Origin of the sequence: Mesorhizobium muleiense (assembly GCF_900099905.1) — a bacterium.
Taxonomy (GTDB): Bacteria; Pseudomonadota; Alphaproteobacteria; order Rhizobiales; family Rhizobiaceae; genus Mesorhizobium; species Mesorhizobium muleiense.
On record NZ_FNEE01000002.1, the window covers coordinates 84,362 to 105,051 of the forward strand.

At 60.7% G+C, this 20,690-nt stretch carries 18 protein-coding genes and 1 pseudogene; 12 read left to right on the plus strand and 7 right to left on the minus strand.

Annotation, left to right across the window (positions count from 1 at the left end; translation table 11 throughout):
* The first annotated feature begins 69 nt into the window (after positions 1-69).
* The 3 genes from BLT09_RS04305 to BLT09_RS04315 are packed head-to-tail and all read left to right on the plus strand — an operon-like array spanning position 70 to position 1,681.
* Positions 70-555, plus strand: coding sequence for a hypothetical protein (locus BLT09_RS04305; protein WP_139172490.1), 486 nt, complete (start codon positions 70-72; stop codon positions 553-555).
* On the plus strand, positions 552-1,145 hold the full coding sequence (locus tag BLT09_RS04310) for a hypothetical protein (protein WP_091590998.1): 594 nt from the start codon (positions 552-554) through the stop codon (positions 1,143-1,145). Before BLT09_RS04305 ends, BLT09_RS04310 begins: the two co-directional genes overlap by 4 nt.
* On the plus strand, positions 1,121-1,681 hold the full coding sequence (locus BLT09_RS04315; RefSeq protein WP_139172492.1) for a hypothetical protein: 561 nt from the start codon (positions 1,121-1,123) through the stop codon (positions 1,679-1,681). Before BLT09_RS04310 ends, BLT09_RS04315 begins: the two co-directional genes overlap by 25 nt.
* Here the strand turns inward: BLT09_RS04315 and BLT09_RS04320 are convergent.
* The 5 genes from BLT09_RS04320 to BLT09_RS04335 form a co-directional block, all read right to left on the minus strand.
* On the minus strand, positions 1,662-2,813 hold the full coding sequence (locus BLT09_RS04320; protein WP_236473414.1) for a hypothetical protein: 1,152 nt from the start codon (positions 2,811-2,813) through the stop codon (positions 1,662-1,664). The genes BLT09_RS04315 and BLT09_RS04320 overlap by 20 nt on opposite strands.
* A gap of 335 nt (positions 2,814-3,148) precedes the next feature.
* On the minus strand, positions 3,149-3,358 hold the full coding sequence (locus BLT09_RS04325) for a hypothetical protein (RefSeq protein WP_023801824.1): 210 nt from the start codon (positions 3,356-3,358) through the stop codon (positions 3,149-3,151).
* 118 nt (positions 3,359-3,476) lie between these two features.
* Positions 3,477-3,710, minus strand: a complete 234-nt coding sequence (locus tag BLT09_RS33435) for a hypothetical protein (RefSeq protein ID WP_027151722.1) — start codon at positions 3,708-3,710, stop codon at positions 3,477-3,479.
* A 640-nt stretch (positions 3,711-4,350) separates the two neighbouring features.
* Entirely contained in the window at positions 4,351-4,575 is a 225-nt protein-coding gene (locus tag BLT09_RS33440) for a hypothetical protein (RefSeq protein ID WP_139172494.1), read from the minus strand.
* Positions 4,576-5,144: 569 nt separating this feature from the next.
* Positions 5,145-6,728 carry a hypothetical protein gene (locus tag BLT09_RS04335; protein WP_236473412.1) on the minus strand — a complete coding sequence of 528 codons (1,584 nt, stop codon included), beginning with the start codon at positions 6,726-6,728 and terminating at the stop codon, positions 5,145-5,147.
* Positions 6,729-7,229: 501 nt separating this feature from the next.
* On the opposite strand from BLT09_RS04335, the gene BLT09_RS04340 reads away from it, so the two are divergent.
* From BLT09_RS04340 to BLT09_RS34195, 9 genes are all read left to right on the plus strand, one after another.
* Positions 7,230-7,541 (plus strand): hypothetical protein, encoded by a 312-nt coding sequence (locus BLT09_RS04340; RefSeq protein ID WP_091591006.1) that lies wholly within the window; start codon positions 7,230-7,232, stop codon positions 7,539-7,541.
* Positions 7,542-7,746: 205 nt separating this feature from the next.
* Entirely contained in the window at positions 7,747-8,631 is an 885-nt protein-coding gene (locus BLT09_RS04345; RefSeq protein ID WP_139172496.1) for a porin family protein, read from the plus strand.
* A gap of 91 nt (positions 8,632-8,722) precedes the next feature.
* Entirely contained in the window at positions 8,723-9,973 is a 1,251-nt protein-coding gene (locus BLT09_RS04350) for an alpha/beta hydrolase (RefSeq protein WP_413468406.1), read from the plus strand.
* A gap of 434 nt (positions 9,974-10,407) precedes the next feature.
* Positions 10,408-11,283, plus strand: coding sequence for a peptidyl-prolyl cis-trans isomerase (locus BLT09_RS04355; protein WP_091591010.1), 876 nt, complete (start codon positions 10,408-10,410; stop codon positions 11,281-11,283).
* An 89-nt stretch (positions 11,284-11,372) separates the two neighbouring features.
* On the plus strand, positions 11,373-12,344 hold the full coding sequence (locus BLT09_RS04360) for a HupE/UreJ family protein (RefSeq protein WP_167366356.1): 972 nt from the start codon (positions 11,373-11,375) through the stop codon (positions 12,342-12,344).
* Positions 12,341-13,456 carry a hypothetical protein gene (locus BLT09_RS04365; RefSeq protein ID WP_091591013.1) on the plus strand — a complete coding sequence of 372 codons (1,116 nt, stop codon included), beginning with the start codon at positions 12,341-12,343 and terminating at the stop codon, positions 13,454-13,456. Before BLT09_RS04360 ends, BLT09_RS04365 begins: the two co-directional genes overlap by 4 nt.
* A 55-nt stretch (positions 13,457-13,511) precedes the next feature.
* The gene (locus tag BLT09_RS04370) at positions 13,512-15,467 is read left to right on the plus strand and encodes a DUF3604 domain-containing protein (protein WP_091591015.1); all 1,956 of its coding nucleotides are present in this window, start codon (positions 13,512-13,514) and stop codon (positions 15,465-15,467) included.
* Positions 15,468-16,138: 671 nt separating this feature from the next.
* A complete protein-coding gene (locus BLT09_RS04375) occupies positions 16,139-17,695 on the plus strand; it encodes a DUF1254 domain-containing protein (protein ID WP_091591016.1) in 1,557 nt (518 codons plus the stop codon).
* 19 nt (positions 17,696-17,714) lie between these two features.
* Entirely contained in the window at positions 17,715-17,930 is a 216-nt protein-coding gene (locus tag BLT09_RS34195) for a HupE/UreJ family protein (protein ID WP_091591018.1), read from the plus strand.
* A 153-nt stretch (positions 17,931-18,083) separates the two neighbouring features.
* Here the strand turns inward: BLT09_RS34195 and BLT09_RS04385 are convergent, their stop codons facing one another.
* Together BLT09_RS04385 and BLT09_RS04390 are read right to left on the minus strand one after the other, a co-directional pair.
* A complete protein-coding gene (locus BLT09_RS04385; protein ID WP_091591020.1) occupies positions 18,084-20,159 on the minus strand; it encodes a mechanosensitive ion channel family protein in 2,076 nt (691 codons plus the stop codon).
* 145 nt (positions 20,160-20,304) lie between these two features.
* A pseudogene (locus tag BLT09_RS04390) lies at positions 20,305-20,558 on the minus strand (hypothetical protein); the annotation flags it as partial.
* Between the last annotated feature and the right edge of the window lie 132 nt (positions 20,559-20,690).

Below are 20,690 nucleotides of genomic sequence, written 5' to 3' on the forward strand. Positions count from 1 at the left end.
CGGCAACGGCTGTATGCTTTTCTGATCGCAGGCCTGGGCGGGCTGGCCGCATCGGCAATCTCGTTTTCGATGACGCTCTACGAGGCTGCCCATCCGCCAAAGGTGCCGGTTGTGCAGGCGGGCCAGCAAATCGACGCCGGTCGCTGGTTTGTGACCTTGCGAACGGCACGTGCCGGAACCGTGCCGCCGACAGGCGTTCCGCCATCGCGGCCCGTGCAGCTTGTGATGGTGGACATGGATGTGGTGAACCGTTCCGCCACCCCTAACAACGTGCTCCATCGCGCCGTCACGCTCGGCGCGCCGGCGCAAAAGCTGCCGACGCCAACGGTTTATCTCGAGCGTGACAAGTATCTGGCGGGATATTTCAACCCCAACATGCCGGAACGCTTGACCATGGCCTGGGAGTGGCCGGCCGGTGTGCCCGTGCCCGACAAGGTGACGATCACCGTCACCGGCCAGATCTACAAGTTGCGTGACAATGTCTACGGCGCAAGCGGGTGGTTCGAACGTGATCCGGTTGCGACGGTCGATCTGCCGGTGGAGAAGGCGCCATGATGCGCATGGTGCGTTCGGCGCTGGCGCTGCTGTTGGCTGCCGCCGTGCTCTACGGCATGCAGCACACGCGCCCGCTGTACAGCGACATTACATCGCCGATCGTCGCTTCGGGCGGCATGAACAAGCGTGTGGAGGCCCGCGCCTTCGCGCTTTCGCTGGACAGCGCCAGGGTGGCGCGTGTTCTCAACGTCGAGACCTACGGCAAGTCAAAGACCTACACGAGTTCCGGCGTATGGGTTGTGGTCGAAGGCGAGGCCGAGGCGAAATTCAAGACCCTGGGTCTCACATCGGGCGAGTGGCTGAGCCGCAGCGGCATCCGTTATGTCCTGACCGACCGCTTGTGGGCGACGATCGAAATGATGCCGGGCGATGTCTACCAGCCCGGGCTGCCACGCCGGGTCCTTCTGGTCTTCGAAGTGCCGGAGGATGCCGTCGCCGGCGGCACCGTCGTGGTCGCACCCACAAAATTGCTGCCGCTCGACGACGAGATCCGCATCGCCACGACTATTTCCGGCAAGGACATCGAGCCGGCTATCATCATACGCCGCAACGAAGAAAGGCCGCCATGGACAGTTCTCCCGCAAAGGTGACGTCAACGCGGCGAGGCTACTGGCTGAGCATGATGGCGCTGGTGGTCGCACTGCCTGCCGCGCTGGCCGTGCAGACGTGGGGAAGCATCAAGGACTGGCGCTCTCAACATCTGCGCCAGCCGCTATCTGCGAGCCTGGGACAGCCGATCGACTATGCCGGCGCCAGCTGGACCGTGACACGCTTCACCAGACTGGCAGGCAGCGCGGGAAGCGCCGTCGTGCTTGCCGAATTCGAAGCTCTCGCTGCTGACCCGAAAGCGCTCGGCTCGGTACCTTGCGAGGTGCGGCTTTCCGATGGCAGCGGTCGCGAATGGCGGCCAACCCTGTTTGCCGATCCGGTGGTCAGGAAGCAGTATCCGGAGGCCGAGCAACGGTCCCAGTGCGGCGGCATGGCATTCGCGGCGACGGAGCCCGGCAAACCGGCACGGATGGCTGCCAGCTTTTCGATCCCACCTGCGGCGAGCGGCCTCAGGCTGTCGATCGCCCTCTACTCGGCGCTGCCGAGTTATCTCAGCGTCAGCGAGCCGCGGACCTGACGCCATTCGCTGCGCCAGCCATCGCGACTGCGGTTTCGAGCACGGCTGCAAGCAGCGCGACCCTGACCGCGTCGAGCAGGATTCCTCCGTCGAGTTCGCTTGGGCTGCCGATGAACAGGCTGATGGCATCGGCGAAGACCTGCCAGGTCCCGAGATCATGCGCTCCGATCAGCCTCGTCAGGCCATACCATGCCCAGGCGCCGGCCCAGGAGATGGCCTGATAGGCGATGACGAAGGTGACAAGCGTGGCCAGGCCGGCACTGAGCGTCAGCTTGACGCAGGTCCAGACCGGTGAATAGCGGCTGCGGTAGCCGCCAACGAAATGAGACGTGAAATCCTTCAGCCACTTCTGCCAGGAGGTCGCACGGGATGGCGCAGGACCGGAAGCGGCCGGCGCCGCAAGCTCATAGCCGTTGATGATCGCCGCCATCACCAGCCAGACGATCGGCAGCAACGCGAAAAAGAATAGATTCTGAAGCTGCTCGCCGAAGGGAAGCGGCTGGAACTCCACGGGAACGAACTGGCCGGCCGCGGCCGCCTGACTTACCGGCGCAAGCAAATCGAGGCTGAGTTGTTGCAGAGCGGCGCCTGCGCCAAGCCAGCGGATCAACTGGTCCTTCCATACGCCGAGCGCATAGAGGCCGATGAAGATCCAGGTCGCGTCCGTCGCCACGATCAGCAGCCGCCAGTAGGGGTGAGAGGCGCGCGCGTTCAGTCGCTTGGCGGCAAAACGCACCAGCCAGCATATGACGATCGACAGTGCCACGCCGCTTGACTGAAGAATGGCGAAGATGTCGACGCTCTTGCCGAAATCGGCCTGGGCGAGCGCCATGCGCGAATATTCGCGAACCGTATCGCCAAGAAAACCCCAGGCGGCATAATAGGCAAAGAACGGCAGGATCGCAGCGGCGGTAATCGCCAGGACCGGCTCGCGCTTCGTCTCGTCCAATGCCTTTTTGGCTTTTTGCCTCAGTGCCGCCACCGCCGGCATATGCGGCCGAAGCACCACGAACATCATGACCAGCACCGTCAGCTTGGCGAGGACCACCAGCGACAGCATGACCATTCCGCCCAGCGGGAATTGGAGGCCGACCGTAACGGCGCCCTGAAGCAGCAGACCACGAGCGATCATGCCCAGGCAGCCGACAAGCAATAGCTGCGGCCAGCACTGGACAAGCAACCGCGCGGTTAATGCAAGCGGCCGAAAAATGTCCTCAATTGCCGTGGTCAAATTCAAACCACCTGGAGTTGAATACGATCGGAGGCGCCCTTGCAGGCGATGAGCTGCGGTTCAACCATGGCGTTCGGCCTCCGTCAAATAAGTTCATGGCGCAGACATGCTCGGCCAAGTTGTTTCCGGGCGATCGGGGTCCCCGTCATCTTCCAAATCAATTCATCAATTCGCCAAAACCCTTTGGAATCACAGGGAAGTCGAACCTGGCTCTTAACCGCATAAGCAGCGTTGAGTTATTGCCATGCCCCATGCGCAGTCAATAGCTTGTGCTTTTCGAAGATCGCCAGTTTCTGCGGATAAGTGATCCGCACCTTGGCGTTGCACCCGTCGCATCTGAAGTGGGCGATCGTTTTCAGCGCAGAGCCCTTCCTTACCGCCGGATGCGAGCAATCCGGACAAGCAAATGTGAGGGCAACATCAGACAGGTCTTCGGCCAAACCCATTTCCATCTCCTTCGCAAGCGCTGTGGCTACACTCTGGCGAGACTCAAAAGGCAATTACGATGCCAATCCGGCTGTGCCAAAGCGGGACAAGAACGATTCGTCAGGGAAAGCCGCCAAGCTAGCGCGCCTGTTCTGCGCCCTTTGGACGACGAAGCGACCTGACCTCCTCCAGCAGTTCGCGCTCACTGGTCGTAATGTTTCGGAATATTGCGACAATCATCACCGCCAAGGCTTCGGCATCCCGGCTCAAAGGGTCGATGTGTTCATCTGCGCAAACCTGATCGTACACGCGTTCACAAATAGCCAAATCGTGAGGGCTGAGGCGGGTGCGATTGAAACGCCGGTGCGGCATTGCGAACCTTCGAGGCTCGCTGCCCGTGCAAAAGAAGCGGGCCTTTGCACAAACGCGAACCGTCGAGTGGTTGTTCCCGGCTGCAAGCTTCTGTTGCACCGACCACCGGCAGGATCCGCGTCTCGCCTCCACGCAATTACGCCAACGTGCGTCGTGGGATGGCGCATAAATCCGTCTGTGGTCGTCATTTGACGACTGTTCAAAGCGGTATCCGTTGAGCATTCTCAGCGCCAAGCGCGGGGGCGGAGATGTTTTTCAAACAGAATCCACAGAATCCAATGGATCATCTAACAGACGATCCCATTATCCGCTGCGATATCGCAGATCGGGTATTAAAGGCCACCGAGAGCGATGGGAATCTGCCGATTGCGTGGCGCGTGTACAGATCGCCGCAAGTTGCAGAAAAAACCCGTCAAACCCGCGCGTCTCCTGGTCCAATGCATGTTGCGCAAAAGCATGCCCTCGGGGCCGGACACGAGGGTGCGCAACCGAGCGGCCGGCGCCGCTTGGGGGGCGTGGGGTAAGAACGCTTGACGGCGCCGGCCAGGCGGATTGGGGGTCCGCCGCCGCTGGATAGTACCGATTTTGGCAAATCAAGTAATTCCGTTATCGCGGAATGTCACGAGCCGGTCGACAACGCTCAGTCCTTTGCATCGTCATCGTCTTGCGCAGAGCCATCATTTTCATCTGCCGGGCTTTCAAACCCGGCCAACTGCCGGTCGGCCACTTCTTTGGCGAGGCCTACCAAGGCGTCGACCTCTTGCATCTGGTCCACATGACCGCCATTGGCGACGTGTTTGCGGATCCTCTTCAGTTGGTCGGAGGTTCGTCGCAACGTTTGCGCGATTGACAGCTTCTTGGCCACGCCTGCATCTCCTGCATCCCAACCAACCATCCAGACGAGCAAGCGTTCCGGCGGGAAAGCTTTTGCGGCAAAAAAGTCGATACTCCATCGACCGGCTCGATACAGCCCTCGCAACTGCGACAGGCCGTCGTGGCATCAAAGGTGCGCCGCAATGGGTCAACATGTCTGGCACCGCAATTGCATGGGCATTGATGGGGGGCGAGTGGGGGGCCCCGCCGCTTCGCAAATGGAGCGGCGGGGCTTTTTTGCGTTCTTCATTGGCAAGTGCTCAATGATGCAGCAACTCGCCAAAGATGATGCCTCTGGTGTGCTTGTTGGTTCTGATCCTGGAAGTCCGCGCCTTCCATTGAGCAAGTTCGAGTGGCCCGGCAGCTCTACTGGGGACTGTCAGCAGGCCGCCGGGCCAAGACCAGCGGGCTTAAGAGGAGGCGCTGTGCTGGCTGAGCAAAACCTGCGCTCAAGACAACGCAATGGCATCATTCGAACGAACACTTCCGTCCATCCAGATCTCGTTGTTTTTGATGCCGGCTTCGCCGCAGGGCAGGTGAGGGGCGGGCGCCGCTGACTTCTTAGTCGTCTGCGATGCCAAGGCCCGCTTTCCTTAGCGAGCCGAGGAAAAACTCGACATCTTGCGAACGGGCCAACCGCGCCGAAACCACCTGGCGCATGTTCTTCACCAAATCAGGTTGATTTTGGTTCAGCCATGCGACCTCGCGATCAGCCGCGATTTTGTATCCTCCCTCGCCGAAAACGGCAGCGGCAAGCAAATGATAGATCGGATTCGACGGAAATGGCGATTTGTTGATCCACATAGCTGCCTGCGTATAATCCCCACTGAAATACGAGCAAAGGGCCAGATCCACGTCATAGTAGCCTGGCCCTGGGTTCTTCTGACGCGCCTCCGCTATCAACTGGCATCCGTCATGCCAATTTCCAGAAACCGCCAGGCGCTCTCCATATTCGCCCATAAACTCGGTGTCGTTCGGGTTGATGGTCAAAGTCTGCTTGCCCACTTTCAATGCGGCATCGATCTCCTTGTGGAAATAGAGCGCAACCATTTCCGCCTGGCGTCCCCGGATGTTGACAGGATCAAGCCCCACAGATCGCCTTGCCGCCGCCAAGGCGCGATCGAGCGCAGCGGCGGACTCTGCGGGGTCGGCTGAAAACTCGAATCGGTAGTCGTCTATGTAGATCAGCGAGAGAAGACCCCAGGCGGTGGCGTAGGTCGGAAAGCGGTCCACCGCCTTCTCAAGGCACGCGCGTACCGATGACCGGCTTTCTGCATCGACACCGACCCGATATGCGTAAAAAGAAAGCGTGCAAGAGTAGGCGGCCCAATCGTCGGGCGGATTGACGACGTGGAGATTGGCGTCTGCCTGGAAGATGACGCCGTATGACTGGGCCAGGCTCGATGACACATTACGCGCGATGTCGGTCTGGACTTCCACAAGCTGCGCCACTTTCAACCCGCCATCATAGCTTTCTGCCCACAGAACCGAGTTGTCCGCCGGGTTGAGCAGCCGGACCCGAAGCCGGAAGGCATCGGTCGACATGTTCACGCTTCCGGCCAGGACAAATCGTGCCGGCGAGATCGATGGATCCTCCCCCTTTGCGGCCGACTCCACGACCACGATATCCTTGAACTTGGAAAGCTGGCTGACGACTTCCTGCCTCAATCCACTCGCGATGGCCCTGGAGGCTTCCGTTCCTGAAAGGTCGTCAAACGTCTCGACCAGCAGTCGCGGGATCTCAGGCGAAGTCGGGCGAACGTCGCTCCTCGCCAATCCCAATGCCAGAACAGCCAATGCCGCGACGATTGCCGCAAGAGCCACCGTCAGCCATGATGCCTTCATCCATCGGCCAGGGGGCGCGACTTTTTCTGCCCGGTTGACCGGCAAGGCCGGCTCAATGGTCTCGAAAGGCGATCGCACCGAGAACGCTGGAACGTAACCGCCCTTCGGGATCGTGATGAGAATAGAATCGGCGTGTCCGGCAGTCAGGTAGTATCGCTCGAGCCCGCGCCGGAGGTGGCCAGCCTCGATGCGGACAATCGGATCCGTCTGCGGGTCGAAGGACATGTCACGGCCGAACACTTCGACTGCGATCGAATAGGCCTTGATACGATCACCGCGACCCGCCAGCGTCTCCTCCACCACATGGCTGAGGAAGCGGCGCTCGCGACCGGTTGCATCGAAGTCCGCGCTGTTGAGGATCCGGCCAAGCTGGGCACGACAATCCTCTGGGGCGAGCCTATGTTCCCTCCCTGCGGCTGGTTCGGCCCGGATCACCTTGGTTCCCTCACCTGACGTTCTGGGAGGATTTACTCCCAGTTATATTTTTCTTTTTTCGCCGGTTACCTCTGGTGCGTAATCTATATCCGCGAGCCAGTTCTTGCAATACTCCCCTAATAGTCTGAACGGGTAACATCCGGGTGACGGCGGCGGTTCACGCAATGCAGAGGCGGATGACAACGGATCGATAGTCAGGCGACCTCACCGGCAGCGGGGTTGGAATTTGCGGCTTTTTTTAGAGTTGGCGCCGATCGAACTCGCTACGGGATGTTCAAAAATTACCCTGTTGCCCACGTAACTTACATTCCGCAACAGCCTCCATGCGATAGGTTACGGTGGTCCAGGGAAACACGAATTTGCGCCATGAGGATGGACGACGAACCGGCTGATAGACAAAGAGCGGTCTCGGCGGCGGTGCGTCGGTTCCCGCAATTTGAGTTGGCGATCCATCGGCTCATGGGCCGAAGTGAGGGCTTTCAGGATATTTGCGAGGAACTTGCTGAGGCGGAACTCGCACTCTCGAGGATCGACAAGGTCCCGCCGGCATTGCGCGAGGCCAGACGAGCCGAATGGAAGGAACTGGTGGATCGATTGGTTGGGGAGGTCGGAGCGGTGCTGCACGCGGATGCCGCCCGGAAACCGCATATCATTCCTTGGCCGCCACGCCGGAATTAAGCGGAGGCTGGCTTGGAATGGCAATCGACCTGCGTGCGGTGTTGGGCGGTAAGCCCCGACAGCTTCGGGTTCCGCACGGGAATCAGCCTGCAGTTCCCGAAGTAGGCCCGGCACTGTCCGTCCGTGACAGCAACAAATGAACCGCTGTCGACATGAAAGACGATCGGAAACCGATATCCATTAGCTGAGCGGCGCGAATAGAGATATGTTGTCACTGCGGGTGCAAGACGATCGCAGCGGACATGAAGTAAAAGACGGAACTGGAGGGGACTTCGATATGGGTATCATCCGAGCGCTCGTGTTGGCTTCGGCGGGAACAGCGGCAGCGCTGTTTGCGGTGCCGGCGATCGCTGCGGACGCTGCGACGCAACTTCCTGAAGCCGCCCCCGTGCCTGCTGAAGCCGCGCCGGCCTGGACCTTCGCCGCAAAGCCCTATTTCTGGATGGCAGGCATGAAGGGCAGGGTCGGCGTCAGGGGCCTGTCGCCGGTCGATATCGACGTCGATTTCGGCCAGATCTTTGACCACATCGATTGGTCTCCCCCGCCGGTCATGCTTGCCGGTGAGGCGCGCAATGGCCGCTACGCACTGTTCACCGACTTCATATACCTGGGACTCGAGGCCGATGGCACGTCGCCCGGCCCGTTGGCTCTTTTCTCGGCCGAAGCGAACATGGACACGGTGGTGTGGACCTTCGGCGGCTCCTATCGGGTCGTCGACAATGGCACCGCGACCTTGGACGTTCTGGCCGGCGGACGGCTCTGGCACCTCGATGCTGATCTGACCGTTACTGGCCCTCTCGCCGTAAGGGAGGCCCGCGGCAGCAAGACCTGGGTCGACCCCATTATTGGCGTGGCCGGCGACGTTGCTCTCGGCAACGGATTCGGACTCCATGGCGAGGCGGATGTCGGTGGCTTCGGCCTTGGCGCCGACATAGATTGGCAAGTGCAGGGCACGCTTCAATACCGGTACAGTGATTGGGTCACGCTGGAAGCGGGCTATCGCTACCTTGCCGTAGACTACGACGACGACCGATTTGTGTTCGACATAGCAATGCAGGGACCAATCATCGGCGCCAGATTTCGGTTCTGATTATATCTGAGCCTGGGACGACTTCGAACGGGAGAAGAGTTTGGGGAACTGTTTCGTGAGCCCGTCCAAAGTCAGGCGTGTCAGCAACGTCTTGTTGGCATCGGCGTTGGTTGGCCTGCTGTGGGGGTGCGCGTCCCGTCCGACGAATGTGCTGCTGCCCGTGGCCGATACCTCGCCGTCCTCCAGCAAGGTGGAGATGCTGGTCGCAACGACACGCAGTCGTTCCTCCAATCCGGCACAAATGTATACGGGCGAGCGCGGACTGGCCCCCTCGTTCGCCGAAATCACGGTGTCGATCCCTCCGCCATCGGTCCGCAAGGTTGGAGAGGTCGCATGGCCCAAGAAGCTGCCGTCCAACCCGGCGACTGATTTCGCCGTCGTGCAGGCCCAGGAATTGACGCTCCAGACAGCAAAGGGGTGGCTTAGCGCTTCTGTCAGGAAGAGCCCGGATCACAGTGTCCTCGTCTTTATTCACGGATTCAACAATCGCTTTGAAGACGCGGTCTATCGCTTTGCGCAGATCGCAAAGGACACGGACACGCAGAGCGTCCCGATCCTGGTCACCTGGCCCTCCCGAGGCAGTGCGCTGGCGTATGGCTACGATCGTGAAAGCACCAACTACACGCGAAATGCGCTTGAACTGCTGTTCCAATACCTTGCACGCGATCCCCAGATAAAGGAAGTTTCGATCCTCGCCCATTCGATGGGCAACTGGCTTGCGCTGGAAGGCTTGCGCCAGATGGCCATCCGCAATGGCGGCCTTCCGAAAAAGTTCAAGAACGTCATGCTGGCCGCGCCAGACGTCGACGTCGATGTGTTTCGCACTCAGATTGCCGACATGGGCAAACAGCACCCGCAGTTCACCCTCTTTGTCTCGCAGGACGATCGCGCGCTCAAAGTTTCGCGACGGGTCTGGGGCGATATCCCCCGGCTCGGATCGATTGATCCGGAACAAGCTCCATACAAGGAAGATCTCGCCAGCAACAACATAACCGTCATCGATCTGACGAAAGTCAAATCCGGAGATCCTTTGCATCACGGCAAGTTCGCCTCGTCACCGCAGGTCGTGCAACTGATCGGGGCGCGTATGGCCGGCGGCCAGACGTTGACCGACAACAGGATAGGCCTCGGCGACACGATCATTCACGCAACGACCGGTGTGGCGGCAGCGGCGGGCAGCGCAGCAGGGTTGGTGATTGCCGCACCTGTTGCAGCCGTCGATCAAAACAGCAGAGAAAATTTGGGCAATCACATCGGCGCCTTGACGGGTTCCCAGGCCAGCCAGAAATCGGGTGCTGGCAAGAAATGCGTTGGCTCCGCCACAAAAGATTGCAAGAAGTAGCCCCTCGGTTGGCCTGCGCGGCGTAATCTCGAGGTTCGTCTCCGGCCCTAAATGGCTCGGCAAAACTGTGCTACGAACCGCTCGAATTGCACAGTGTCACTGATCGTATCGAAATCTTCTCCACGGTCCCTTTGGTGCCGGATTTTTGATGAATTCGCCGGAGCGAGAGCATCGTCGTGCGACGTGATCGGCTCGCAATCGATGCTCACCGCAATTTTGGCGCGACTACTCACACGCTCAGCAGCGGCTTTGTTGTTGCCCTGTTACGTGCTTGCCCACGTAAATTACATTCCGCTCCGGATCTTTGGGGCCTACCATCCATGCAGGAGCGAAAGAAGTAGTCTTCGAAGTATCACACTCGAATGGCTCTGATGCGAGATGCTGTCGTCTTGGACCGAACCATGGATGCGACAGCAGGGGGCGCAGGAAAGCGTATGATATTGCTCAGGGAGCCTCTGCTGCATTTTGCCGTCATCGGTGCGATCCTGTTTGGCGGCTATTCCTGGCTGAACGACAGGCGTATCGAAGCCACAGCCGCCGAGCCGATCCGGATCGGTGAAGGCGACGTGCGCTGGCTCAAGCAGACCTGGTCGAGCCAATGGCTGCGTGAGCCAAGCGCCGATGAGCTCAAGGGTCTTGTCGACGATCTGCTGAATGAGAAAGTGATGGCGCGCGAAGCGCAGGAGATGGGCCTTGAGCAGGACGACACCATCATCCGCCGCCGCCTGGCGCAAAAGCTGAAATTCCTTGTCGAGGACACGGCCCAGCTTGCCGAGCCGACCGAAGCGGAATTGCGGCAGTTCCATGCCGCCAACCCTGCACACTTCGAGACGCCCGGAAAACTCTCGTTCAGGCAGGTCTACTTCAACCCGGAGCATCGCAAGGATGCCGCGGCGGACGCGACCGCCGTGCTGGGCGCGCTGTCAGCGAATACGGAGGACAGTTCGACCGCGGGCGACCGGCCGCCGTTCGGCGACGGCTTCGCCGATACCGACGAGTTGGCGCTGTCCGGAATGTTCGGTGCCGATTTTGCGCGCGCGGTGTTTGCACTCGAAGCCGGCGGATGGCAGGGGCCGATGAAATCCGGCTATGGCTTTCATCTGGTGCTCGTCACACAGCGTACAGCGACCGCGCTGAAGCCCTTCGAGACCGTCAGGGATGCGGTCCTTTCTGAGTGGCGATCTGCGAAGCAGACCCAGTTGAGCCGCGATTATCTGATTGCGCTGCGCAACAAGTATGGCGTCGAGCTGGACGACACCACGAAAGCGGGATTGGGGCCCGAGCCCGCACCGAAAGTGGCCACGCAATGAAACCGCTGACCAAATGGCCTGCACTCGTCCGAGGTGCCGACGCCGCGAGGCAGTGCGTTCGGCTGGTCGTGCTGACAGCGGCCATCGCCATGCTGTTCTCGGAGGGTGCCTCGGCCCACGAGGTGCGCCCAGCCTACCTCAGCGTTCAGGAAGAGGCGCCGAACGAGTTCAGCGTGCTGTTCAAGACACCGATGCAGGGTGACGCGCGTCTGGCGCTCTCTGCAGCATTCTCGGGCAAGGTCGAGAACCTCACGCCGGTCCTCTCGCGCCCGACCGGCGACGCAATGGTGCAGACCTGGCAGATGCGCGCGGTCGAGCCGTTGGAAGGCCAGGTGGTATCGATTGACGGCCTGCAAAACACGATGACCGATGCGCTCGTGCGCGTCGAGTTCGCCAGCGGCGACGTGTGGATCGAGCGGCTGACGCCCGGCGCCCCGGAAGCGACGATTCCTGCAACTCCAAGCCGCTGGTTTACGGCCGCCACTTATTTCAAACTTGGCGTCGAGCACATTCTGTCAGGCTTCGATCATCTGCTTTTCGTGCTTGCCCTGCTCATCATCACCGAGGGCTCGTGGCGGCTCGTCAAGACGGTCACCGCCTTTACCGTTGCGCACAGCATCACGCTCGCGCTGGCGACGCTCGGCTTTGTTCACATCCCTTCGCCGCCGGTCGAGGCGGTGATTGCGTTGTCCATCGCGTTCGTCGCCGTCGAGATCGTCCACGTACGGCAGGGGCGCAGAAGTTTAGCCGCTCGAGCACCCTGGTTGGTGGCATTTGCTTTCGGGCTCCTGCATGGCTTCGGTTTTGCCGGCGCTCTTGGCGAGATTGGACTGCCGGCGGGACAGATTCCCGTTGCGCTGCTGTTCTTCAACCTCGGAGTGGAAGTCGGACAGCTTCTTTTTGTCGGAGCCGTGCTTGCGCTGGTCGCACTGGGGGTTCGCAGGCGATCGCTGCCGGCCTGGCTGGATCTCGTACCGCCATACGCTATCGGCACGATTGCAATGTTCTGGGTGATCGAACGTGTGGCGACCTTTGAGATTGTCGGGAAGGGCGGCATATGAACACCTCGCGCAGGGATCGGCGAACCGGGCTGACAAGCGCAGCACTGGCATCGCTGATATACATGATTGCCGCGGCGTTCCTGCTGACCGCGACGCCGGCGCATGCTTGTGTGCTCTGTATGCCCTATCCCAAGGTGACGAATGCCGACCAGGTTGTCGGGAGCGGCACGGCGGTCTTCGCGCGCGAGAACCCGGCAAGACCTTTCTCCTACGCAGTGCTGGAAACATTCAAGGGACGCTACGACGGCAGCGCCATCCCTCTGTTCCTCGATTCGACGACGGCCCGCGCGCTCCAGCTGTATCCGGCTCTCCAGGTTATTCTTGTCCAGAACGGTCCCGGCGGGGCCTGGAGAGCGCTTGGCATGGCGGGGCGCGAGTATCAAAGTGTAATGCGCCAGGTGGCTCAATGGGACAAGAGCTCGAAGACGCTGGCCGAACGCGCGGTGTTCTTCGCAACTTACCTCCGGCACGCAGATCGCAGGCTCGCCGAACTGGCCTTCCTCGAGGTCGCGCGCGCGCCCTACGCAACGCTGCGCGATCTCAAAACAAGTGTTGCGCGCGACGACATCTATCGAATTGTCAACGACTTGTTTCATGTCGAATGGCATGGGCTCTACATCCTCATGCTCGGCATGTCGGACCGCCCGGACGACATCGCCTTCGTTCGCGGAAAACTGAAGACCGCGGCGGAGTACGGGCTGACGATCAACCTCGGTGCCTATGCCACTGCGCTCATCGAGATGACCGGCGCGGACGGGGTGACGCGGCTCGCGGAAGAATACTTTGTCGAGCCGGGCCGAAGTCATGCTGAGCTGCTCGAAATCGTCAAAGCATTGTCGGTACAGGGGACGGGCGGGGCAGTCGAACTGCGGTCCGCAATCGTCGAAGCTTACGGTCGCCTGCTCGCGCATCACCCCGAGCTTGCCGGGAATGTCGCAAATGACCTGTCCGATTGGAAAGTGGTTCGTTTCGTGCCCCGGCTGCGTGAAATCCTGAATGCGGGCGTTGGCCTGGACGAAGCATCGCGTTTCGCGATCGCCATGTACCTTTCAAGCGCTGATGAAGGCAGGAGTTCCAAGGCCGTGTTCACGCGGTCTGGTGGTCTCCGATGACCAAGTTTTCCAGGGAATGATTGGCTTGGGCATGCACCACAGTTGGAGGAGGACTATGATGAGAACGTTCGGACTTTTGCAGTTTGTTTCGGTCGCCGCTCTTGGAACAGCAAGCCTGACAGGCGCGCTGCCCGCTGCGGCGCAGGATACCCTGCTGGATTCCGGTTCCTTGGACAAGGGAACCGCCGACCAGCTCTATCCGGCCAAACGGCCCTATTCTCCCTGGGCCGGGCGCAACTTCCCGACCCGGCCGCTGTTCGGCGACACCCACACCCACACATCCTTCTCCTTCGATGCCGGCGCCTTCGGTGCGCGCCTTGGACCGCGCGATGCCTATCGCTTCGGCAAAGGTGAGGAGGTGATGGCATCCTCCGGGCAATTGGTGAAACTGTCGCGGCCGCTCGATTTCCTGGTCGTCACCGACCATTCCGACAATATGGGCTTCTTCAACGACCTGTTGGCCGGCAAGCCTGATATCGTGGCGGACCCCAAGGGACGACGGTGGTACGACATGATCCAGTCCGGCCAGGGCGCCACTGCCGCGATCGAGCTCATCACTGCCTTCGGGGCAGGGCAACTCACCGGGCCGCTGCTTTATTCGCCCGACTCCGCCCCCTATCGCTCGGCATGGCAGGAGACCATTGACGCGGCGGAGGAGGCGAACGATCCAGGCCGCTTCACTGCTGTGATTGGCTACGAATGGACCTCCAACACGGGCGGCAACAACCTGCATCGCAACGTCATTTTCCGCGACAATGGCGATCTCGCCCGCCAGATCGTACCCTTCACCGTGCTCGCACCGGGCAGCGACAATCCCCGCGACCTGTGGAAGTGGATGGCGGCCTATGAGGAGAAAACCGGCGGCGACGTGCTCGCCATCGCCCATAATGGCAACCTTTCCAATGGCCGCATGTTCCCGATGATCGAGCCGGGCGTCGACAAGCCGATAGACCGCGAATATGCGGAGACGCGCGCCAAATGGGAGCGTCTCTACGAGGCTACACAGATCAAGGGCGACGGCGAAACGCACCCCTTCCTGTCACCAAATGACGAATTCGCCAGCTTCGAGCGCTGGGACAAGGGCAATCTCGACCTGACCGTCGTCAAGACGCCCGATATGCTGGAGTTCGAATATGCGCGCGCGGCGCTGAAGAACGGGCTCAAGCTGGAGCAGGAGCTCGGGGTGAACCCCTACAAGTTCGGCATGGTCGGCTCGACCGACGCGCATACCGGGCTTGCCGCAGTCGAGGAGGACAATTTCTTCGGCAAGACATCTAGCAGCGAGCCGGGGCCGGCCCGCGCCACGCACCCGTTCGTCAAGACCGAGAAGGCGACCATTATGGGCTGGGAGCAGACCGCTTCCGGCTACGCGGCGGTCTGGGCGACCGAGAACACCCGCGAGGCGATCTTCGACGCGATGGCACGCCGGGAGACTTATGCCACGACCGGATCGCGGATGCTGGTGCGGCTCTTCGGCGGCTTCGATTTCGTTGAAGCCGACGCCAATACCCGCAGCCCTGCTCTCATCGGCTATACGAAGGGCGTACCGATGGGTGGCGATCTCACTGCCGCGCCGGAAGGCAAGGCGCCGACCTTCCTGGTTGCAGCGCTGAAGGATCCGATCGGCGCAAACCTCGATCGCTATCAAATCGTCAAGGGATGGCTGGATGCTACCGGAAAGGTGCAGGAAAAGGTCTACGACGTTGCGTGGTCGGGCGATCGCAAGCCGGGCGCGGACGGCAAGGTGCCCGCTGTCGGCAGCACAGTCGATGTCGCCGACGCCACCTGGACCAACACGATAGGCGCCCCGGAACTGGTCGCCGTCTGGACCGATCCGGAGTTCGATCCGACGCAGCGGGCGTTCTATTACGGCCGCGTGCTGGAAATCCCGACGCCGCGTTGGACGGCCTACGACGCCAAATATTTCGGCGTAAATATGCCGCCGGAAGCGACGATGGAGATGCAGGAGCGCGCGTACACCTCGCCGATCTGGTACAGTCCGGCTGGCTAAAGGAAACGCCGGATTTTGCTTGGCTGGTGTTGGGGCAGGCGGATCGTGCGCCGCCTGCCAAGACAGGAAGGCTCAAACATGCGACAAGCTCCTTCCTCAAAACGACCTGCCTGATTGTTGTGTTGCCGGTCTGGCTCATTGTTCTGGCGCTCATTCGCGCCGAGTCGGATCAAGTCCGCGATCGAGCCGCTGAGCCAGCAGGGCCCAGGCAGTCGCATAGTTAGGAAATCGCCCGACCATCCAAGGCAAACGCGTGCTCCAGCGCTGGCCTTGGGAACGAGGCCCACCGGTATGCCGTCCGCGATCCGGTGGACTTGGGCACGACAGTCTTTCCGCGCAGGGAATTGAACTTCCTTCTGCGGAGGCATCCGCCCGGATCACCGTACCCTCGCGTGTTGAGGTTTCGACCGCCCGCGCCTCGTTTTTCGTCAATTACGGGTTGGTCCACGTAATTTACATACTGCGGCTGGCACGGCACGAATGCCGAGCCTAAGTTGCTTTGAATAACGTGGCGCAATGCCAGCGAGTATCGGCCAAAAGGCAAGAAAAGCATTTTCAGCGCAGCGCGTCGGTTCCCGATCCGTCGGTTGATGGACCGGACGCTTCTGTTCCCGAAAAAATGAGAAGACCGGCCGCCCCGCGGCCTGAACCACTGTGAAGGATGAAAAGCCATGAAACACTACCTGAAATTGGCCGGCTCCACTGCGACCGCTGCACGCACGACGAGACTGCTTTGCGCCACCGCCGCGGTGGTACTGATCGGCATGAGCACCGCTTCCGCCGAAGCGCCGAAAATGAAGATGACGACGCCGATACCGGATTCCATCGTCACGCCGGAGAGTGTGGACACCAGGATTGGCAAACTGAATTTTTTCGATGGCTTCCCGGATGACGCCACTTCGGAGAAGATCTACGACAACCTCGATTTCATGCGCGGCGTCGACGCTTTTCTCAACGCCATGCCTGGTGCATCCGTCGAAGCTATGCGGGTTGGATTTGCCAGCCAGGGAGCCGACAACAACCAGACCATCCTGGTGTTCGAAAACCTGGCGGACTCGCATTCGCTGTTCCTGACGGCCAACACCGAAAGCATCTACAATTTGATGTGGCTGGACACCAAGGCTGGCCCGCTGGTCATCGAGACACCGCCCAATATCCTGGGCATGATCGACAACCACTGGTTCCAATATATCGGCGATGTCGGCAATGCCGGACCGGACAAGGGCAAGGGCGGAAAATACCTGCTTTTGCCGCCGGGTTACCAAGGCGAGATACCTGACGGCTATTTCGTGTTTAAGACGTCAACCTACGGAAACCTGTTCTTCTGGCGCGGCTTCCTCGAGAACGGCAGTACCGCCACTGCTGTCGAAAACACCAGGAAATTCGCCAAGGTTTATCCTCTTTCGGAAGCTGACAACCCGCCGCCGATGAAGATCATCAATTCTTCCGGCAAGGAGTTCAACACCATCCATGCCAATGATTTTCATTTCTACGAGGAAGTGAACGACATCGTCCAATACGAGCCGGAGGAGTCCTATCACCCGGAAGTGTTGGGACAACTCGCCGCCATCGGCATCGTAAAAGGCAAACCCTTCGCGCCGGACGAGCGGATGAAAAAGATCCTCACCGAAGCCGTAGCCGTCGGCAATGCGACGGCGCGCACCATCACCTTCAAGACCCGCATGAAGGATGCCTACTACTATCCGGACAGTGCCTGGTTCACCGGCTTTGTCGGCGGCAGCTACGAGTTCCTTCTGCAGCCCGGCGTTCGCTATCTGGATGCCCGTGTCCTGTTCCACTACTATGCGACGGGCATCACGCCGGCCATGGCGATAAAGCGCGTCGGCATCGGTTCGCAGTACGCAGGCGCCACGACCGACAAGGACGGCAAGCCGTTCGATGGCGGCAAGACCTATAAGGTGCATCTGCCGCCAAACATTCCGGCAAAGAATTTCTGGTCGTTCGTCTTGTATGACAATCAGACGCGTTCGATGCTGCAGACGGACCAGCAATTCCCCAGCATCGGCAGCGACAAGAAAGACATTGTGATCAACGCGGACTCCTCGGTCGATGTCTGGTTCGGCCCCACGGCGCCGGAAGGCCATGAGGCCAACTGGATCCAGACAGTTCCCGGCAAGGGCTGGAACGTTCTTCTTCGCCTCTATGGTCCGCTGCAGCCATGGTTCGACAAGACCTGGCAGCCCGGCGAGATCGAACTCGTCCCGTGACAAGTGGATACGGTTGGCCATGGGCGCGGATCCCATGGTCCCGCTGGCGCTCTTCTCATTCAACGTCGGCGTCGAACTTGGCCAGCTGATATTTATTGCCGTCGTGCTGGTCGCCATTCATCTAGTCCAGCGCGTTTATGAATTGCCGCGGCAGGCGGTTGTCGCCTCAGCCTATGTCATCGGGACGATCGCAGCGTTCTGGAGCATTGAGCGCTTTGATTCTATGTTCATGTAGCGGGCGTGGAGCGACCCCATGGGTACAATGAAATCCGAGCAGCGATCCGATCCGCAGGAAGGCTCTGACCCGTGGGTGGATGCTCGCCCCGCTTTATGCCTTTCTCAGAGAGGTGAGGCCGAGTTCGAATGACGTGGACAGGACCGCGCAGCTCTATGGCGTGTCGCTCACCGCCTCCAAGGGGGCCTTGCTCTTTTTCAGGATTTGGTTTGCCTGATGAGCAGCGGCCGCAGTCTCCCCGCCACCCTCGACGTGAACGGTGGGAACCGCGATCTTGATACCGTTCTCCTCGAAGGCCTTCTTGATCATCATGAAGGCGCGCCGCTTGATGCCGAATTGGGTCCCGGGCTTTGTCATCAGCTTCATCCTGAGAACGATCGCGTAGTCCCCGAAATTGTCGATGCCTTGCATCTTGAGCGGCTCGATCGTGTCAGCCGCAAATTCTGGGTCTGCCGCCAGCTCCTGGCCGATCTTCTTGATCAGCTTGCGCGCCAGGTCCACGTCGGAATCATAGGTCACGCCGATCGTGATCTTGTCCATCACCCAATCCCTGCTCATGTTCTGGACCGCCCCGAGTTCACCGAACGGGACGGTATAGATGGGGCCGCGATGATGCCGCAGACGCACCGACCGCAGGCTGAAGGATTCGACCGTGCCTTTGTAGCTGCCGCTCTGGATGTATTCACCGACCCGGAAGGCGTCGTCCATCATGTAGAACACGCCGCTCAGCACGTCCTTGACCAGGGTCTGCGAGCCGAAGCCGATGGCGATGCCGAAGATGCCGGCGCCGGCAATCAGCGGGAGTATCTTCACGCCGAGCCCAGCGAGGATCGTTAGCACGGTGACCGCGGCTATGAACACGGCAAGGGCGTTGCGGAATATCGGCAACAGCGTGCGCAGCCGGCCGCTGCGGGCCAGCTGGTCGGCGCTGCTCCCATCCGCCTGCGCGAGGTTCATGCGATATTCGATCAAGGCCTTCGACAGTTGCCAGAGCAGGTCGGCGATCAGCAAAATGATGATGCCGTGGAGCAGCCCGGTTATCAGGAAGCCGCCGGTTTCGCTGGCGGCGAGGCTCGCGGCCCTGATCCGCCAGATATGGGCGAGCCATGCGACCGCCGCGGCAATGACCGCCGCCCTGGCGCCCCTGACAATGAGCACGTTGAGTGCGACGCCCATCGCGCCGCTGCGCTTCGATCTGCCGGCGAAAGCCTGTGCCGCGGCGCCGACGCCGCGCAAGGCTGTCGGCAGCACCAGGGCGAAAATCCCAAGCCACAGGACGCCGAGCAGGCCGGCGACCCAAGCCATCCAGAGCACGATCAGGAACAAGGTGAGAAACCATTGCTTGACCAGAGAGCCTCCCCCGTCGGGCCGTTGCCAGACGACCTCGATTGCGGTCGCCAGAACGCCAAGCCCGAACAGGAAGGCGGCGAGCTCTGCAGCCTCTTGAGAGAAGCCCAGGCCAGGCATGAGGCTGGCGATCGCCCAGCCGAACAGCAGGAACCCGGCCATAAGGCTGACACGCCACCGCCAGAAACGGGTCGAAGCCTCACTTTCGAAAAGCCGAGTCGGCCTGTCCGAGGGGGCGCTTGGCGCACCGCCGAACGCAAACAGCAATCGGGCTGCCGCCCGAACGATACGGAACGCGATGAACGCAAGAAGCAGGGTCAGAATGATCCTGCGGAGCAAGGGTGGCCATCCGAGCGCCAAGAACGAACCGGCGCTGGCGAGCGCAAAAGTCAGCAGGGCGACAGTCTCGAAGAGGACCGCTTGTCCGGCGTCTTCCTGAGCAACCGCGCCCCTCGTCCTGGCGAGCGCTCGTCGGACCGCCCACTCGGCTCCGAAACCGACCGCGATCAGGACCGCCAGGATGCCCATGACCAGCCCTGGCCTGCCGGAGTTCACGTCACGCGAGACAATTTCGGCGGCTCGCGAAAATTCTTCCGGCAGGCGCGGGATCGCGGCGCCGAGCGCACCGATACGGGCACGAATACCCGTCTCCACGCTCAAGATGTCCTCGGAAATGGACAGGCCGGGCTCGTCCGTGGCCGCTGGAATCTTTCCCTCGAGCCATGCCTTTAGTTGCGGATCGGACAAAAGCTCGAGGAACTGCTTTGCCTTTTCGGGCGGAAGGTCGGGGGAGGGCTGTTGAGCTAGCGAAGTTCCTTGCAAGAGCGCTAGCAAGAGCACGACGACAACTGGCAAGAACCCGAGCCGTAGCTTGTAATTCATGAGTGCCTCGAGTTTTGAATGCCGCAGCTGCACATATTGGCTCCTCGCCCCATTTATGGGCCCTGTTCTGGCTGCATGCTACGTCTCCGGGCAGAGTGGCTGCAAGCTACGGGCGCAATCAAAATCCATCGGACTCTTTGTGCCGCTAAAACCGGACCACGAGTCCCAGAATCGGACCTTGCTGCACGACATCGAGGAAACCGCCGTCGTTGCTGTAGTCGACGCCCAGTGCCCGGTACCCGATGACCGATGAGATGCGATCGTTGAAACGATAGCCGACCGCCCCGGCGACATCCCAGTCGATGTCGGCTTCGCCGGCGCCGACGAGCCCCACCGGTCGACCTCGGGCCTGACCGAATAGTTTCCACGAAGACCGGCCATGGCATCCACCCAGGCTGCGCCCGTCGCTTAACTGAAGGAAAAGTCGGTGTCGACCGTCCACACCCTACTGTCGCGGAATGCCTCATTTGCGGATCGCAAATTCGGCATGCGGCAGGCGTCGCTTGCCGCCGAATATCACAGCTCCCTGCC

Excerpts from the sequence above, each read along its gene's own strand:
- BLT09_RS04375 (WP_091591016.1), top strand. The coding sequence starts at position 16,139 with ATGAAACACTACCTGAAATTGGCCGGCTCCACTGCGACCGCTGCACGC.
- BLT09_RS04325 (WP_023801824.1), bottom strand. The coding sequence starts at position 3,358 with ATGGGTTTGGCCGAAGACCTGTCTGATGTTGCCCTCACATTTGCTTGT.
- BLT09_RS04315 (WP_139172492.1), top strand. The coding sequence starts at position 1,121 with ATGGACAGTTCTCCCGCAAAGGTGACGTCAACGCGGCGAGGCTACTGG.
- BLT09_RS33435 (WP_027151722.1), bottom strand. The coding sequence starts at position 3,710 with ATGCCGCACCGGCGTTTCAATCGCACCCGCCTCAGCCCTCACGATTTG.
- BLT09_RS04345 (WP_139172496.1), top strand. The coding sequence starts at position 7,747 with ATGTTGTCACTGCGGGTGCAAGACGATCGCAGCGGACATGAAGTAAAA.
- BLT09_RS04365 (WP_091591013.1), top strand. The coding sequence starts at position 12,341 with ATGAACACCTCGCGCAGGGATCGGCGAACCGGGCTGACAAGCGCAGCA.
- BLT09_RS04310 (WP_091590998.1), top strand. The coding sequence starts at position 552 with ATGATGCGCATGGTGCGTTCGGCGCTGGCGCTGCTGTTGGCTGCCGCC.
- BLT09_RS04385 (WP_091591020.1), bottom strand. The coding sequence starts at position 20,159 with ATGAATTACAAGCTACGGCTCGGGTTCTTGCCAGTTGTCGTCGTGCTC.
- BLT09_RS04355 (WP_091591010.1), top strand. The coding sequence starts at position 10,408 with ATGATATTGCTCAGGGAGCCTCTGCTGCATTTTGCCGTCATCGGTGCG.
- BLT09_RS04360 (WP_167366356.1), top strand. The coding sequence starts at position 11,373 with ATGCTGTTCTCGGAGGGTGCCTCGGCCCACGAGGTGCGCCCAGCCTAC.
- BLT09_RS04320 (WP_236473414.1), bottom strand. The coding sequence starts at position 2,813 with ATGATCGCTCGTGGTCTGCTGCTTCAGGGCGCCGTTACGGTCGGCCTC.
- BLT09_RS04305 (WP_139172490.1), top strand. The coding sequence starts at position 70 with ATGACGCTCTACGAGGCTGCCCATCCGCCAAAGGTGCCGGTTGTGCAG.
- BLT09_RS04370 (WP_091591015.1), top strand. The coding sequence starts at position 13,512 with ATGATGAGAACGTTCGGACTTTTGCAGTTTGTTTCGGTCGCCGCTCTT.
- BLT09_RS34195 (WP_091591018.1), top strand. The coding sequence starts at position 17,715 with ATGGGCGCGGATCCCATGGTCCCGCTGGCGCTCTTCTCATTCAACGTC.
- BLT09_RS04340 (WP_091591006.1), top strand. The coding sequence starts at position 7,230 with ATGAGGATGGACGACGAACCGGCTGATAGACAAAGAGCGGTCTCGGCG.